Genomic DNA, 16113 nt, shown 5'->3' with positions numbered 1-16113 from the left:
GACAGCCTCGAGTGGCAGCAGAGCACGGATTACGAGGTCGGAACGGACCGCATGGCACGGCGGAGACTGGCTCGCGCGGCGGTAAGATCGTCCTCCGCCTCACTCAGTTGGCCCTCCAGGGCGGCGATCTGATCCCTGGCCTCTGACAACGCTTGCTCCAGCGCGGCATTCCGCTGCTCGATCTGCTGTACCCGCTCGATCAGCTCATTCCGGTTCACGCCCTCCAACTCGGCGCCGAGAGACAGCCTGACCCGGTTACGGAGCCGATCGCGCTCCTTCTTGAGGTCCTTGATCTCTTCGCGAGCCAGTGCAAGATCCGTCCGCAACCCGGCTGGAGACACCCGAGATGCCTCCGGAGCGAGGGAGTTCTGGTGCCCCCGCGCTCGCTGGGCGGTGATGCCGTCCTGAACGGCCTGATGCACCTGAGGCTGGTTGTAGACGAACCACGTGGACACCGAGGCATCCCGTGCCACTTGGGTGACGGTGACCCGTCGTCCCGAGCGGAGAAGGCCGTCCACGGCGTCGAGCGCACGCCTGGTCTTGTCTTCGCTGTCCTTGGCGCGGCTGACGCGTAGACGTTCGACCCGGGCGTTCCGGTCGTTGCCCCCGGAAGCGGCGGGGCGTTTCATTCCGAGCTCCGTGTGGTCAGTGCCTGCAGGGGGACGAAAGCCGCTGCCGAACGAGCCTTGCGCAGTTCGCGTGAGGCGGATTCGACGGCGGCCCGCTCCTCGGCGGGGAGCGCGTCAAGCTTCCGCCGCATCTCGTCGGCTGACTTCGAGTAAGCGCGGATCTGGTCGTCGAGATTGCGAACGACCCAGTCGGCGGCCTCCATCGCCAGGGCGGCTTCCTTGTCGGCCCGCAGGTCCGCGATCTGCTGCTCCAGGGCGGGGAGGTAGGAGGGATCAGGTCGGTAGAAGTCGCATCCGGCGCACTGGAAGCGGATGCGGCAGTGCCCGCCGCCGGCCTTGACGTTGCTTGGCTCGGTGCAGCCGCCGTAGGGGACCCCGACGCTCTCCACCTCGTAGGCGAGGGGATCGCTGAAGCCGCGGGCCGCACCGTTCCGGTCCACGGCGAGTGCAGCGACCGTCCGTACGGCCTCCTGTTTCCGGCCGAGGGAGACCTTGTAGTACCCCATCGTCACGTCCAGTGAGCGGTGGTCCATGAGTTCACGCAGGACATCGGGGCGGGTGCCCGCGTCCGCATGGCGCTGGGCGTACGCATGGCGGAAGCCGTACGGGACGACCTGGGTACGGTCGTAGGCGAGCGGAGCACCGTCCTCGTCGAGTCGCTCGTCCACGAGGTCCGGGATCATCTCGTCGACCCAGTCGCGGAAGATCCTGTTGGAGAACTGCGCAGCGTTCAGATGCCCACGGCGTGGACGATTGCGCTGGCCCGGCGAGGGAAACAGCCACTGGGTGCATCCCGGGACGGCTGGCAGTGCGTCGAGCTCCTTCTGCCAGGTTTCGACCAACTGGGCGGTGCTCTCCGAGACCGGCAGCCGGCGGCCGTGGCGTCGCCGCTTGTGGTTGTCGTAGAGCAGCGTCGGTTTGCCGTCGACCCGCTCCAGGCAGTCGCGGCGCAGGCTGGTGACCTCTCCCGGACGTCGACCGGTGTCCCGGAGAACCGTGTAGACCACCTGGTACATCCGCGCGAAGTCGGCGGCCGTCCAGCCGCCGCTCGCGTACCCCGTCGAGGTGCCCAGCAGCCCGAGGTGCACGTCGAGCTGGGCGATGACGTGCTCGGGGATCGCGCGGCCGAGATCGTCCTCGGTCACTTCCACGGCGGCGATGCTGTGGAAGCGGGGGTTGAGCGCGAACCCGCCGGGCACGTGGTCCATCATCCCGGCCTGACGGGCGTATTCCAGGAACGTGCGCCAGTGGCGGAGCAGGGCCCTGCGGTGGCTGGTGGAGTAGTCGTGACCGTCCTCGGGGCGCTTGGTGATTCGGAACAGGTCCACCACGGCGTTCATGTCAGCCATGGCGAGGAGCCCCGGCTCATCCCCGTGGGGGCGGCCTGCCAATGCGGAGGACGCGATGGTCGCCGCGTAGGCGGTCTGCCGTAGGTCCATGACGTTGGGGCGTGCCGTGCGGCCGTACTCTTTGACCAGTTCCCGCAGCCAACGCTGCCGTACCGGACGGAAGTCGATGTCGCCGTGGACAGCGGCATACTTGCGACCGCGCCCTGCCGTCAGCCCGATGAGGGCGCACTCCCATACGTCGCCCGAGGTCGGATCGGTGCCCTCGAACTCGACGCGTGCGCGTCGGACGTGCAGGAGAACACCGTTCAGGACGCCGGAGGCCGCAGCCGGAAGCCCGGAGGAGAAGGAGGCGTTCAGGTCGAGGAGCGAGCCGAGTCCGGCGGGGAGGCCGGCCACAATGCGGCGTACCCGCTGGGGGACCAGGCTGATCCCGGCGTCGTCGCGCTGCTGAAGCCCGTACAGGAGCTCCTGGCGGACTGCAGGACTCACACCCGCGAGCGAGAACTGGGAGATGCCCGGCATCGCCCCGCTCGCTGAGGTGTTGGGCCTGCGGCGTGCTGGATCTGGGGTGTGCGAGGTGTCGAAGTCCGCAGGGTTCCCCAGGAGATATCGGGCTTTCCGGCAGGCGTCGCAGCGGGATCCGTTGCTCGCCACATGAGTGGCACAGGTGACCACGGAGCAGACGAACACGCTGGTCGTCGGGTTGCAGGGATCGGCAGTGAACAGTGCCTGAACGGGGTCCCATTCATCTGTGCGCCAGCCCGAGGGCAGGCGTGCCGCGAGCCATGACGGCCACTCCGGGGCGCCGGGGGCGGAGGAAACGGCAGCGGAGCGGAGCAGCGCAATCGTCATCGCGGTAGCTCCGGCGCGAGACTTTCGACGGCCGCGACGGCTGCGCGGAGATCCTCGTCCTGGGCGTGCAGGTACACGGCGGTGCTCGCCGAGGAGGCGTGCCCCAGGAGGGTCTGTACGACGTCCGGGGCGACCCCGTTGCGGATCCAGCGGGTGGCGGCTGTGTGCCGCATCATGTGCGGTCGGGCGGTCAGACCACAGCGCCTCCCGATCCGTTCAATCACTTGCTTGGTATTGGAGTACGAGAGCGGACGTCCCTCGTGGACGCCGACGAGGTTGAGGAAGACGTAGTCACAGTCGGCGGAGTCGACTACCTGTTCACGCTCGGCGAGATGATCGCGGTATCGGTGCACCACTTCCGGTGTGAGCGGAACCATGCGAGGGCGCCCGGCCTTGGCCCGCGCCCCGTTGACGTTGTCCTGCCGGGGCCTGACGTGCAGGTGCGCGCCACAGGTTCGGCAGCCCAGGTGCGTGGAGTCGGGGAGCAGATGCATGTCCTCACGCCGCAGTCCAAGGGCTTCGCCGATACGAAGGCCCGCTTCCACCAGGACGGTCAGCAGCAGCCGGTCACGCGCAGTGCGAGCGGCGTCGATGACCTGCTTCGTCTGGACGTCAGTGAGCGTCTGTGGTGCCCGCTCGATCTCCGGCGCCTTCAGGACGCGGGCTTTGACCATCAGGTGCTGGCCGCCCTCGCCTGGATCGAAGCCGGCCGGGGCGTGAGGGAGGAAGCGCGGCTCGCTGAGACGCGCGGCGACTTCGTGATCCACGTGTCCCTGGACCGCGCAGAAGCGGAGGAACTCACACACCGCAGTGAGCGTGGCGTTGACCGTCTTTCCGGACGGAGGCCGCCCGTACTGGGTCGGTGTCCGTTCGACGTGGAACTTGAACAGGCTCATGTCCCCGAGCCGGACGGCCCTCCAGTCGGTACCTCGCTCTGCGCACCAGTTGAGGAAGCGGCCGATTCTGGGGATGTACGCGCGCTGTGTCTGTGGTGATCGCCCGGCTCCGCGCAGATACAGGGAGAACTCACGGGCTTCGGGGTGAGGCGCGTACGTCTCCTCGTCGACCAGGAGCCAGGTGGTCTCGCCGGTGGTGGGCGAGACGGCCGTCTCTGTGCATAACGTCATGGATCTGCTTCCTGTCTCAGATGTCGCTCATGTGCCTCATGGCATGACCAATAACGGCGAGGGACAGGAATGGGTTACGGCTGTGCCTCATGTGCATCGCATCGATGAAGGAGCTGCAGATAACCCGCGACGACATCCTCGCCGACCAGCTCGACGACGTCTCCCGGGACGCCGACGGCTGCAAGGTGCTCAGCGGTGTGCTGGACCCCGATCCGTACACCGGGACCCGCGTCACCTTCGAACGCGGACGCAGCAAGGTGGACATAGACCACCTCGTCGCCCTCTCCGACGCCTGGCAGAAGGGCGCCCAGCAGTGGAGTGAGGGCAAGAGGAGGGCGTTCGCCAACGACCCGCTGAACCTGGTCGCGGCCGACTCGTCCACCAACCGCCGTAAGGGGGACGGGGACACGGCGACCTGGCTGCCGCCCAACAAGGACTACCGCTGTACGTATGTGGCGGGGCAGGTGTCGGTGAAGAGCAAGTACGGGCTCTGGGTGACGACGGCCGAGCGGGAGGCCATGGTCGAGGTGCTGTCCGACTGTCCCGCCGAGAAGCTGCCCGCAGGCGGCAGCCCGACCGAGGCGCCCACGCGTTGAGCGCCGGACCGGCGGTGTGAATACTGGGCGCATGTGGAAGTGGCGGCTGACGGCTGCGGGGATGAATCTGCTGCTCGGAGTTCCGGGCGTCGTGCCGATGTTCCTGATCTGGTACTACCTGTCGAACGGGCCGCTCGCGGATGCCGGCTGGACCTCCCGTGAACCGACCGAGAACGACGGCATGCAGCTGTGGCTGGTGATCGTCGTGCCCGTGGTGGCGGTGTTCGGGATCATCTGGTGGCTCGCCAACGACTGGGTGCAGCGCCGGGCCGCGCTGCCGCCGGGCACGTACTGGACGGCCGGGGTGCTGCTCACACTCTGGCCGGTGTGGGCGGTCGCCGTCGGTTCGGTCGTGTGAACCCGGGATGCGTCGGCCGGGGGCCCGCGCGGTGGGGCACCTCCACCGGGCCCTCGGTGTCGAGGGGCAGCCCCGTCCGGGGCCGCCACCGGTCGAGTGGGAACTCGGCGGCGACACGGGGGAAAGCGGCGCGCTCGTGCCGGTGCAGTGCTCGGTGCGACACGGCTACGCGGTGTACGTCGAGCCGAACGTGTGGGTGCGCCACCGCGCGTAGGGAGCGCGCCGCCCGGCCCGGAACGTACGGGCGCGCCCGTCCCCGTACCGGTGGTCCCTGCCTGGGGACGACCGGTACGGGGACAGGCGCGTGAGGCCGGGGCGCGGTGCGTGAGTGGGCGGTGCCCCTCAGAGCTTCAGCTCCCACTGGCTCGCGTCCCAGTCGAAGCCGGGGGCGACCTCGACGGTCAGGTTCTTGGCGTCGGCAGGGGCGTCGAAGGCGTACTTCGCCGTGATCTTCTTGCCCGGCAGGATGGTGCCCGTGAAGCCTTCGCCGACGCTGCCGTCGAAGATCTGCTCGGCGTTCACGCCGCCCTCGCCCGCGCGGGCGTCGACGGTGACGAGCGCCGCGTCGAACTTCTCCTTGCCCTTGTTCTCGATGACGACCGAGACCGTGTAGGCGCTGTTGCCCTTGGTGTAGCCGACCGCGAACTCGTCGGCGGTGTAGGCGGCCGGGGCGTTCACGGTGACCTCGAGGCCGTCGTCGTACGCGGCGGAATCGCCCTCTCTCAGGACGTCGTCCTTGTCCTCGGCGCCGCCGGCGGTCCCTCCGGCCGCCCCGCCGTCGGCCGCGGGCTTCGCGGAGGCCGAGCTGTCCGCGACCGCCTTGTTGATGTCGGTCACCACGTCGTCCACCGCCTTGAAGGTCAGGACCGCCCCGACCACCGACAGGACCAGCGCGACCAGGCCGAGGACGGCGCCGAACGTCGTCACACCCTTGTTGGTGGCCTCACCGCGCTTGGCGCGGCCCCGCCCGGCCAGGCCCAGGATCAGTGCGATGAGCCCGAGGATTCCGGCGAGCCAGAAGAAGAAGGGGACCAGTCCCGACACCGTCCCGATGATGCCGAGGACGAGGGCGGAGATGCCGAGGCCGTTGCGGGCGGGGCGCGAACCCGGTGTCTGTGCGGGGGCGTACGGCTGCTGAGGCTGGGTGTACTGGGACATGGGTGTGCCCTTCCGATGAAGAACGAGGAGTGTGAACGGGCGATCCGCCGCAACGGTGTGCGGTGGGTCAATAAAAGCAAATGCTGTGAACCGAGTCAACACAGAAAAGCGCGTGAACCGGCGTACTGGTGGAATCGGTATGCTCACCCACACACAGCAGGCGACACCGATGCGCGTGGAACGGGAGAAGGCCAGTGCCGGATGACTCGACAGAGGTGACCGCGGCCGAGATCGCCAGACTCGCGGGTGTGGGCCGCGCCGCCGTCAGCAACTGGCGTCGCCGGCACGCCGGATTCCCGAAACCCGTCGGGGGCACCGAGGCCAGTCCCTCCTTCGCACTCCCCGAGGTCGAACAGTGGTTGCGCGCACAGGGGAAACTCGCCGAGGTGCCACTGCGCGAGCGGGTCTGGCAGCAGTTGGCGGGCCATCCCGACGGCGCCGTGACCGCACTGATCCACACGGGCTGCGCCCTGCTGCTCGTCCGCGACAGGCCCACCGCCTGGCTGGAGATCACCGCCGTCTCCGACGCCCGGATGGCCGGCGTGCTGCCGGGAGCCGTGGACCACGTGCTCGCCGACCGCTTCGGAGCGGGACACGCGGTCCCCACGCCCACGGCGGCCGCTCTCCTGCCGTCCGTCCCCCTGCTGCGCGCCGCGGCCGAACTGGCGGCGGAGACCGGCGCCCGGCAGGCCTTCGACTTCCTCTTCGGCCGCCAACTGGACGCCAACCCGCGCCAGTACACGCTCACACCCCCCGGCCTCGCCACGCTCATGGCCGACCTCGCGCAGCCGGCCCGGGACGCCGCCCGGCGGACCGGCAGGCGCGGCTCCCGCACGGTCCTCGATCCCGCAGCCGGGACCGGCGCCCTGCTGCGCGCCGTCAGCCGGCCCACGGCGCTGTACGCGCAGGAGGCCGAACCGGACCTGGCGGCGCTCACCGCGCTCCGTCTCGCGCTCGGCTCCGAGGGAGACGGAGCCGGCGTACCCACGCTCGCGGTGCGTACCGGCGACACCCTGCGCGCCGACGCGTTCCCCGGGCTCACCGCGGACGCGGTGCTCTGCCACCCGCCGTTCAACGAGCGCGACTGGGGCCATGACGAGCTGGCCTACGACCCGCGCTGGGAGTACGGCTTCCCCGCCCGCACCGAGTCCGAACTCGCCTGGGTGCAGCACTCCCTCGCCCGCACCCGCGAGGGCGGAACAGCCGTGGTGCTGATGCCCCCCACCGCCGCCTCCCGCCGTTCGGGACGCCGGATCCGCGCGGACCTGCTGCGCCGAGGTGCGCTCCGCGCCGTCATCGCGCTCCCGGCCGGCGCCGCACCCCCGTACGGAATCCCGCTCCACATCTGGATCCTCCGCAAACCGGGCGCCGAGCAGCTCCCGGCGCCCGAACTGCTCTTCGTCGACACGGCGGGGCCCGAGGCCGCGGGCGCCCCGTCCGGCCGGGACCGGCTGGACTGGCCGGCGGTGCGCGCCGCCGTGCTCGACGCATGGACGCCCTTCGACGTGGCGGGTCGCCGCGATCCCGTCGAGGAGCACCCGGGGACCAGCCGGGCCGTCCCGGTCATCGAACTCCTCGACGACGACGTGGACCTGGCCCCGGCCCGCCATCTGCCGCCCCCGGCCGCGGGTGGCGGCGCGGCCGAACTGGTCCGCGTACGGGAGCGGCTGGACGACACCCTGAAGCTGACCGCCCGGCTCACGCCACCGCCCGCGGTGGCCCGTGAACCGGTCAGACGGCCCTTCACCACGGTCGGTGAACTCGCGCGTGCCGGTGCCCTTCACCTGCGGACCGGCTCCGGGGCCGGCGACGGCACGGTACCGGTCCTCACCGAACACGACGTGCTCGCCGGTACGGCCCCCAGCGGTACGCCCAACGCACCGGCCGCGTCCCCCGAGGGCGAACCGCTCCTCCTGGAGGCAGGCGACGTCATCGTGCCCGTGGTCGGCGGCGGTTCGGTCGCCAGGGTCGTCGACGACGCCACCGCCGGTGCCGCCCTCGGCCGCAACCTCCAGCTGCTGCGCCCCGATCCGGCGGCCCTGGACCCCTGGTTCCTCGCCGGATTCCTGCGCGGCACCGCCAACAACCGGCAGGCCAGCAGCTACGCCTCCACCGCGGCACGCCTCGACGCCCGACGCCTCCAGGTGCCGCGTCTGCCGTTGGCCGAACAGCGGCGATACGGCGAGCAGTTCAGCGCCCTCGCCGCGTTCGAGGACGCACTGCGCTCGGCGGGACGGCTCGGCGGGCAGCTGGTGCAGGGGATGTACGACGGACTCACGGACGGGTCGGTCGCTCCGGAGTGATGTGAAGCACAACGGTTGTGCACAACCTGGAGCCGGTTGTCCGTGTCGGTGTATACGCTCACTGCACACGTCCGATCCACGCCTCCGGGAGCAGCACATGCACGGCTACGGCTATCCGCCGGAGCAGCAGCGGCCGACACGTCGTCCGTCCTCGTCCACGCTCGTCACGCTGCGCGTGGTCTTCGTGGCGCTCACCCTGCTGAGCTGTGGATTCCTCGCCTGGGCGGCCATGCTGCGACTGGCGATCGTCACCCGCAAGCAGCGCGACTGGTGGCTGTTCGGCCTCGTGCTGGCACTGAACGCCGGACTGGTCGCCTACCTCGGCTCGCTGCCACCGGAGGACGAGGTGATGACGGACGGGCAGGCGATCATCATGCTGTCCTGGATGCTGGTCGTCTTCGTCGGCACGGTCACCTACTACCTGTACACGGAGATACGGCACTTCGGCCCGTACGGCGTTGTGCAGGGGAGTTCCTACGCGGGGCCGTACGCCGGCCCGTACGCAGGGCAGCACCCGGCGGCGTTCCCGTCCCCCGGGTACGCCTCGAGCCGGACCGAGCCCCCGGCCCCTGGGTCCTACGGCTACCCGCCCGCCCCGCAGCGGAGTCCCGCTGACACACCACCGCCGTCCTCCGCACCGACCCCTGCCGTGCCGGCCGCTCCTGCCGCCCCCCAGCGCCTCGACCAGGTGCGTGCCGAGCTCGACGAGCTGAGCGACTACCTCCGCAAGGAGGGGGACAGCAGGTGAACGGGCGTGTCATCGCCGGTCGTTACGAGCTGGCGACGATTCTCGGCCAGGGAGGCATGGGCCAGGTCTGGACGGCGTACGACCAGCGCCTCGACCGCAGGGTCGCGGTGAAACTCCTGCGCCCCGACCGGGTCGCAGGCCCTTCGGACAGTGCGGCCGCGGACGATCTGCGCCGCAGGTTCGTCCGTGAGTGCCGGGTCACCGCACAGGTCGACCACCCGGGCCTGGTCACCGTGCACGACGCGGGGAGCGACGGCGACGACCTCTATCTCGTCATGCAGTACGTCGAGGGCGCCGACCTCGCCGACCACCTCGCCGAGCACGACCCCTATCCGTGGCCCTGGGCCGTGGCGATCGCCGCCCAGCTGTGCGCGGTGCTCTCCGCGGTCCACGCCGTGCCGATCGTCCACCGCGACCTCAAGCCGCGCAACGCGATGGTGAAACCCGACGGCACCCTCACCGTGCTCGACCTCGGCATCGCCTCCGTCATGGACACCGACACCACCCGCCTGACGCACACGGGGTCACCCATCGGTTCGCCGGCCTACATGGCTCCCGAGCAGGCGATGGGCGGTGCCGTCGGCCCCTACACCGACCTGTACGCCCTCGGTGTCCTGCTGCACGAACTGCTCAGCGGGAACGTGCCGTTCGCCGGGTCCACCGCCCTGGGCGTCCTGCACCGCCACCTCTACGAGCCGCCCCTCCCGGTCCGTCATCTCAGGCCCGAGGTCCCCGAGGCGCTCGAAGCACTCGTCCTGCGGCTGCTCTCCAAGGATCCGCAGGACCGCCCCGCCTCCGCCCAGGAGGTCTACGAGTCGCTGCGGCCCCTGCTGCCCGCCGGCGGCACACCGTCCGGGCCCCTCGACCCGACCCGCCCCTTCCTCCGCCCGCACGCGCCCTGGCCCGACCGGGCGACCGTCCCGGCGTCGGCGCCCGTCCCGGCCCAGCAGGCACCCGCACCGCCCCAGGAGCCGCCGTCCCGGCCGGACGTCGCGCAGGCCGTCGACGACGTGAAGCGGCTGCTCGGCGAGGGCCGTATCACCCAGGCCGTCGACATCCTCGGGGGAATCCTGCCCGCCGCAGCCCAGGAGCACGGCGAACACTCACCGGTGGTACGGATCCTGCGCAAGCAGTACGCGGCCACGCTGATGGACGACGGCCAGTACCGCCGCGCGCTCCCCGAGCTCCGCCGCCTCGCCGACGACCGCGCGGCGGCAGCCGGCCCCGCGGACTCCCAGACCCTGCAGTTCCGTTACGACGCCGCGCTGTGCCTGGAGCAGCTCGGCGAGGCGGCCGCCGCGCTCGCCGAGTACCGCGCCGTCCTCCCCTACTACGACAACGGCTACGCGACCTCCGTCGGCCCCGGCCGGGCCTTCGACATCCGCCACCGGATCGGCCACCTCCTGCTGGGCGTGGGCGACCACACGGCGGGCCGCGCACAGCTGCAGGCCCTTCTCCACGACACGGAGCGCACCTACGGTCCGCACCACCCGCTCCCCGTCGAGCTCCGCCGTCAGCTGACCCACCACCAGGACGTACGCGGCTCGATGTGAGGCCGGGCACGGCCGAAATGGGCGAGCCGGAAGGGATTTCGTCCCGCACCCCACACTGACCCGTCCGGAAATCGTTGGTCGAAGCAGTGGCCCGAATCACGTCCACTGCCTAACATCGATCACCGCAAGGCTTTGTGCACTGATGCACAAACTCTCCCCGGGAGGCTCCCTTTGCACCGCCGTCGTCGCACCGCGCTCGCCCTTTCCGCCGCAACGCTCGTCGTGGCGCCGCTCCTGTCCGCCTGTGGCAGCGAGGCCCATCCCGGTGCCGCGGCCGTGGTCGGCGGCGACAGGATCGACGTGGCCACGGTCCAGGCGGAGGCGGCCGACGTACGCACTGCGCAGCAGGAGTCGGAACAGTCCGAGGAACTGGTGGCGAAGTCGGGCCAGCTGAACCGGGTCAAGCTGTCCGGCCTGATCTTCGGGCGGGTCCTGGACCGGGCCGCGAAGGACGCCGGGGTGAGCGTCAGCCGCAAGGAGGTCCAGCAGATCCGCAGTGACGCCGCCGCGCAGTCCGGCGGCGACGAGGGGGTGCGGACGCTGATGCTGGAGCAGCGCTGGGTGGCGCCCGGCCAGATCGAGGCGAGCCTGCGCCAGGAGGTACAGCTCCAGAAGCTGGCCCGGGCGCTCGGCGCCGACCTGCAGAGCCCCGCCGGGGTGAAGGCCGTGGGGCAGTCCCTCACCGAGGCGTCGAAGGCGCTCCACATCGACGTCAACCCCCGCTACGGCAGCTGGGACAACCAGAAGGTCCAGCTCAGCACGTACAAGGCCCCGTGGATCACCCAGGTCACCCCCGTGCAGGGCCAGGACCCCGAGGCAGGCGCCTGACCCGGCCCGCCCACGGGTAGGTTCGGGGGTGTGAACGCTGAAGACCCCGGCCGTATCGTCCTGCTCACCGCCAGCCACCGCGTCGCCCCCGGTCTGCTGTCCTGGCCCGCGTGGCAGACGCTGCACGCCGCCGACCGGGTGCTGTGCGCCGAGCGGGACCACCCGCAGCTGCCCTATCTGAGGGAGGCGGGGGTCGCCGTCGACCACACCGCGCCCTCGGCCGAGGAACTGGTGGACGACTGCGCGGGCGGCCGCACCGTGGTGGTGCTGGTGGGCGGCGAGGGCAACCAGCCGCTCACCGACGGGCTGGCCAGGCTCGGCGGTTCGGGCCGGGTGCAGATGCCGGACCTGGAGCTGCTGCCCGGTTCGTACGACCTGCCCGGCGCCCGGCTCCTCGACCTGGTCCAGGTGATGGACCGGATCCGGCTCGAATGCCCGTGGACCTCGCAGAAGACTCACAGGGGCCTCGCGAAGTACGCCATCGAGGAGGCGTACGAACTGGTCGAGGCCATCGAGGACGGCGACCGCGGGGAACTGCGCGAGGAGCTCGGCGACGTCCTGCTCCAGGTCGTCTTCCACGCGCGCATCGCGCAGGAGGACCAGGAGGAGCCGTTCGGCATCGACGACGTGGCGGCCACGATCGTCGAGAAGCTGATCCACCGGCATCCGCACGTGTTCGGCGACGAGACCGCCGAGACCCCGGAGGACGTCCACGCGCACTGGCTGCGGACGAAGGCGATCGAGAAGCAGCGCGCATCGGTCACCGACGGCGTGCCGCTCGGGCAGCCCGGCCTGGCGCTGGCGGCCAAGCTCGGCAGCAGGGTCCGCGCCGCGGGTCTCGACGCCGCGCTCCCCGAGGGCGACGGGGTGGGGTACCGCCTGCTCGCCCTCGCCGTACGGGCCGAACAGGACGGCACCGATCCGGAGGCCGCCCTGCGGGCCGCCGCCCGCGCCTACCGGGACGCGATCCGGGCGGCGGAGGGGCTCGGTACCACTCCGGATAGCGTCGAGGAGTGAACGACAGCCCCGACACGCCCTCCGCGCCCGACGCAGCGCCCGAACTCTTCACCTGGGAGTTCGCCACCGACCCCTACCCGGCCTACGCGTGGCTCCGCGAGCACAGTCCGGTGCACCGCACGGCGCTGCCCAGCGGCGTCGAGGCCTGGCTGGTGACCCGGTACGCCGATGCCAGACAGGCACTCGCGGACACCCGGCTCTCCAAGAACCCCGCCCACCACGCGGGGTCCGCGAACGCCAAGGGCCGGACCGGCATTCCGGGTGAGCGCCAGGCGGAACTGATGACGCATCTGCTGAACATCGACCCACCGGACCACACCCGGCTGCGCCGGCTCGTGTCCAAGGCGTTCACCCCGCGCCGGGTCGCGGAGTTCGCGCCGCGCGTGCAGGAACTCACGGACCGCCTCATCGACAATTTCATCGAGGAGGGGAAGGCGGACCTCATCCACGACTTCGCCTTCCCGCTCCCCATCTACGCGATCTGTGACCTGCTGGGTGTTCCGCGCGAGGACCAGGACGACTTCCGCGACTGGGCGGGCATGATGATCCGGCACGGCGGGGGGCCGCGCGGCGGGGTCGCCAGGTCGGTGAAGAAGATGCGCGGCTATCTCGCCGAACTCATCCACCGCAAGAGGGAGAATCCCGGCGACGACCTGATCTCGGGACTGATCCGGGCGAGCGACCACGGCGAGCACCTCAGCGAGAACGAGGCCGCGGCCATGGCCTTCATCCTCCTGTTCGCCGGTTTCGAGACGACAGTGAATCTCATCGGCAACGGCACCTACGCCCTGCTGCGCAACCCGCCCCAGCGCGAACGCCTGGAGCGCTCCCTGGCGGCGGGGGAGACCGAACTGCTCGCGACGGGCATCGAGGAACTGCTGCGCTACGACGGCCCGGTGGAGCTGGCGACCTGGCGTTACGCGACCGAGCCCGTGTCCCTGGGAGGGCAGGACATCGCGGTGGGGGATCCCGTACTCGTGGTGCTGGCCGCCGCCGATCGTGATCCGGACAGATTCCAGGATGCGGACACCCTGGATCTCGCCAGGAGTGACAACCAGCACCTGGGCTACGGCCACGGCATCCACTACTGCGTGGGGGCGCCGCTGGCCCGGCTGGAGGGCCGGGTGGCGCTGGCGACACTGCTGCGGCGCCTCCCCGACCTGCGGCTTGCTGCGGAACCTGCCGATTTGCGATGGCGCGGCGGGCTCATCATGCGTGGACTGCGGACGCTTCCGGTGGAGTTCGGTCCGGGTCAGCCGGACGAAAAAGGTGACAGCCTGTCAACTCTGTGACTTTCGCGTGATCTCCGCTGCATCGACTTGTGACACACGTTCGAGTAGGGCTAGGTTCACCGTTCGACTCACCCGTCACATGTCAGTCACACGGAAGGCAATCCCATGGGCTCCGCGAACGGCAGACACCGTCGCCCTCGTCAGGCACCCGCCATCGTCGTCGCCGCAGGCGTCACGGGGTCGGCCATCGCCATCCCGCTGCTCGGTGCGGGCGGCGCGCAGGCCACAGAGGCCACGACCTGGGACCGGGTCGCCGAATGCGAGAGCGGTGGCATGTGGAGTGCCGACCTCGGCAACGGCTACTACGGTGGCCTGCAGTTCTCGCAGGAGACGTGGTCGTCCTACGGCGGTACCGCGTACGCGTCCCGCGCGGACCTCGCCAGCCGCTCGCAGCAGATAACGGTCGCGGAGAAGGTACTGGACGACAAGGGGCCGCAGGCGTGGCCCAGTTGCGCGGTGATCTCCGGGCTCGCCCTGGACGGGGCGCTGCCGGGTGTCGACCCGGGCGGCGAGACGTCCGCCGAGCCGTCCGAGGACGCGACTCCGTCCGAGACCCCCTCGTCCGACGCTTCGGACCCGGCGGACGCGACGGACGGAGCGGACGACCCGGACGCGGAGGACAAGGCGGACGGGAAGGCGTCCGGCGAGGCGGCGGACAAGGCGGACGAGTCCGGGAAGACCTCCGCAACCCCGTCCGCCACGCCTTCCCCGGAAGCCTCCGAGACGTCCGGCGCCTCGAAGGGTGACAAGGCGAAGGGCGGGAAGCACCGTGGCATCCCGGCCCCGGAGGCGAGTGCCGGGACGGACCTGGAGGACGGGCGCGAGTCCGGCCGGCACGCGTCGCGCGGCGACTCCGAGGCGCGCCAGGGAGCCGAGGGGACATACACCGTCCGCACGGGTGACAACCTCTGGGCGATCGCGGACTCGCAGGAGCTCACCGGCGGCTGGACCGCGCTCTACGAGGCCAACAAGGGTGAGCTGGGCTCCGACCCGGACCTGATCCTTCCCGGCCAGAGCCTGGACCTCGACCTCGGGGCGGATGCCCCCGCCGCCCAGGCGGAGACCACCGTCGCCAACTGATCAAAAGCGGGAAAACACCCCGAATGCAGGGGTAGTTCAGAGACCTATGTCCACTTATGCGTAAGTGAGACATGGGTCTCTTTGCTTCAACTGGTGCGCCTGGTCCGTCCGATCCGTCCATATTGGCTCCGACCTGCGAAAACGCACACCACCCCTGGACCGTTACGGGGCTGATCGGCCGTTATGTCCATCTTTGAATGTGGGGGTTGCGTGTGTTTACGGTCGGAGCCGCTCGCACCGCGGGCACCTTCGACCGTCACGCCGAATCCTGCCGTCGGACGAAGGGGACCGACGCGTAAAGCGCCGTAGGCAGGAGCGGGGGACCCAGGTAAGCGCCGGACCCGGTCGTCGTGAGACGGGCGAAGGTACGGCTAGGGGTGAAGACGTCCGCGGGAGCGGGCGTCCGGGCAACTCACAGGCCCGAACCCGACAGCTCACCTCGTAGGCGTCGGTGAGGAGAACCATGCTGCTTTCCAGCAAGGGCAAGCACCGCCGCCCGTCCAAGGCCGTCCGCATCGCGACCCTGGCCGGCGTCACCGGTGCCGCCGTGGCCGTACCGCTCATGGGAGCGACCGGCGCCTCGGCCGCCTCCGTCGAGACCTGGGACGCCGTCGCCCAGTGCGAGTCCGGTGGCAACTGGTCCATCAACACCGGCAACGGCTACTACGGCGGCCTGCAGTTCTCGCAGTCCAGCTGGGCAGCCGCCGGCGGCACGCAGTACGCCGCCCGCGCCGACCTGGCCAGCAAGGACCAGCAGATAGCCGCCGCCGAGAAGCTCCTCGACCTGCAGGGCCCGGGTGCCTGGGCCTGCGCCGGTGCCGGCGGCCTGACGAACGACGGTGTGGACCCGGGCGTCGACACCGGCTCGGAGAAGAACGGCGACACGGCCCCGCAGGCCGCGCCGGAGCGCAAGGCCGAGCAGCCCACCACGCGCAGCGAGAAGCGCACCGCTCCCAAGGAGACGGTCACCACCCCGACCGGCGGCAAGGTCGAGAAGGGTGACGGCGAGTACAAGGTCAAGACCGGCGACACCCTCAGCAAGATCGCCGACGCGAAGAAGGTCAAGGGCGGCTGGGAGAAGCTGTTCGACCTGAACGACGACATCGTCGACGACGCCGACCTGATCTTCCCGGGTCAGCAGCTCCACCTGAAGTAGTCCGGGGTCGTTCTTCCTCCTCCCGCCCCGGAGGCCCGGCCCGGCGTGCTGACCCCCCGCACGCCGG

General features: G+C 70.6%; 13 protein-coding genes, 2 pseudogenes and 1 riboswitch. Of the genes and pseudogenes, 11 read left to right on the top strand and 4 right to left on the bottom strand.

The window, feature by feature from the left end; translation table 11 throughout:
- Positions 1-29: 29 nt before the first annotated feature.
- Genes ABZ441_RS10915 through ABZ441_RS10905 form a run of 3 tightly spaced genes read right to left on the bottom strand, consistent with a single transcriptional unit; the run spans position 30 to position 3957 of the window.
- Positions 30-629, bottom strand: coding sequence for a DUF6262 family protein (locus ABZ441_RS10915; RefSeq protein ID WP_358970846.1), 600 nt, complete (start codon positions 627-629; stop codon positions 30-32).
- Positions 626-2830 carry a site-specific integrase gene (locus ABZ441_RS10910; protein WP_358970843.1) on the bottom strand — a complete coding sequence of 735 codons (2205 nt, stop codon included), beginning with the start codon at positions 2828-2830 and terminating at the stop codon, positions 626-628. Before ABZ441_RS10910 ends, ABZ441_RS10915 begins: the two co-directional genes overlap by 4 nt.
- Positions 2827-3957, bottom strand: a complete 1131-nt coding sequence (locus ABZ441_RS10905; RefSeq protein ID WP_358970840.1) for a tyrosine-type recombinase/integrase — start codon at positions 3955-3957, stop codon at positions 2827-2829. Before ABZ441_RS10905 ends, ABZ441_RS10910 begins: the two co-directional genes overlap by 4 nt.
- A gap of 122 nt (positions 3958-4079) precedes the next feature.
- On the opposite strand from ABZ441_RS10905, the pseudogene ABZ441_RS10900 reads away from it, so the two are divergent.
- The 3 genes and pseudogenes from ABZ441_RS10900 to ABZ441_RS10890 all read left to right on the top strand — a co-directional run.
- Positions 4080-4553, top strand: a pseudogene (locus tag ABZ441_RS10900) (HNH endonuclease family protein); the annotation flags it as partial.
- Between the two features lie 31 nt (positions 4554-4584).
- A complete protein-coding gene (locus tag ABZ441_RS10895) occupies positions 4585-4911 on the top strand; it encodes a hypothetical protein (RefSeq protein ID WP_358970837.1) in 327 nt (108 codons plus the stop codon).
- Between the two features lie 127 nt (positions 4912-5038).
- Positions 5039-5125 (top strand): annotated as a pseudogene (locus ABZ441_RS10890) (N-acetyltransferase); the annotation flags it as partial.
- Positions 5126-5253: 128 nt separating this feature from the next.
- Here the strand turns inward: ABZ441_RS10890 and ABZ441_RS10885 are convergent.
- The gene (locus ABZ441_RS10885; protein WP_358970834.1) at positions 5254-6069 is read right to left on the bottom strand and encodes a DUF4352 domain-containing protein; all 816 of its coding nucleotides are present in this window, start codon (positions 6067-6069) and stop codon (positions 5254-5256) included.
- Between the two features lie 194 nt (positions 6070-6263).
- Between ABZ441_RS10885 and ABZ441_RS10880 the strand changes: the two genes are divergently transcribed.
- From ABZ441_RS10880 to ABZ441_RS10845, 8 genes are all read left to right on the top strand, one after another.
- Entirely contained in the window at positions 6264-8372 is a 2109-nt protein-coding gene (locus ABZ441_RS10880; RefSeq protein ID WP_358970831.1) for an N-6 DNA methylase, read from the top strand.
- Positions 8373-8469: 97 nt separating this feature from the next.
- Positions 8470-9120 carry a hypothetical protein gene (locus ABZ441_RS10875; RefSeq protein WP_358970828.1) on the top strand — a complete coding sequence of 217 codons (651 nt, stop codon included), beginning with the start codon at positions 8470-8472 and terminating at the stop codon, positions 9118-9120.
- Positions 9117-10673 (top strand): serine/threonine-protein kinase, encoded by a 1557-nt coding sequence (locus ABZ441_RS10870; RefSeq protein ID WP_358970825.1) that lies wholly within the window; start codon positions 9117-9119, stop codon positions 10671-10673. Before ABZ441_RS10875 ends, ABZ441_RS10870 begins: the two co-directional genes overlap by 4 nt.
- A 171-nt stretch (positions 10674-10844) precedes the next feature.
- Complete coding sequence (locus ABZ441_RS10865; protein WP_358970822.1) at positions 10845-11501, top strand: SurA N-terminal domain-containing protein; 657 nt, start codon at positions 10845-10847, stop codon at positions 11499-11501.
- Between the two features lie 30 nt (positions 11502-11531).
- Entirely contained in the window at positions 11532-12518 is a 987-nt protein-coding gene (locus tag ABZ441_RS10860) for a nucleoside triphosphate pyrophosphohydrolase (protein ID WP_358970820.1), read from the top strand.
- Complete coding sequence (locus ABZ441_RS10855; RefSeq protein WP_358970818.1) at positions 12515-13810, top strand: cytochrome P450; 1296 nt, start codon at positions 12515-12517, stop codon at positions 13808-13810. The genes ABZ441_RS10860 and ABZ441_RS10855 overlap by 4 nt, the downstream gene beginning before the upstream one ends.
- 105 nt (positions 13811-13915) lie before the next feature.
- Complete coding sequence (locus ABZ441_RS10850; RefSeq protein ID WP_358970815.1) at positions 13916-14890, top strand: transglycosylase family protein; 975 nt, start codon at positions 13916-13918, stop codon at positions 14888-14890.
- A 291-nt stretch (positions 14891-15181) separates the two neighbouring features.
- Positions 15182-15353: riboswitch (cyclic di-AMP (ydaO/yuaA leader) on the top strand.
- A complete protein-coding gene (locus tag ABZ441_RS10845) occupies positions 15354-16046 on the top strand; it encodes a transglycosylase family protein (RefSeq protein ID WP_358970812.1) in 693 nt (230 codons plus the stop codon).
- The last annotated feature ends 67 nt before the right edge of the window (positions 16047-16113 follow it).

The sequence above is a fragment of the Streptomyces sp. NPDC005752 genome, from assembly GCF_040630715.1.
Lineage (GTDB): Bacteria > Actinomycetota > Actinomycetes > Streptomycetales > Streptomycetaceae > Streptomyces.
Note: the sequence above shows the minus strand (reverse complement) of the source record. Positions and strands in the feature narration are given on the sequence as shown.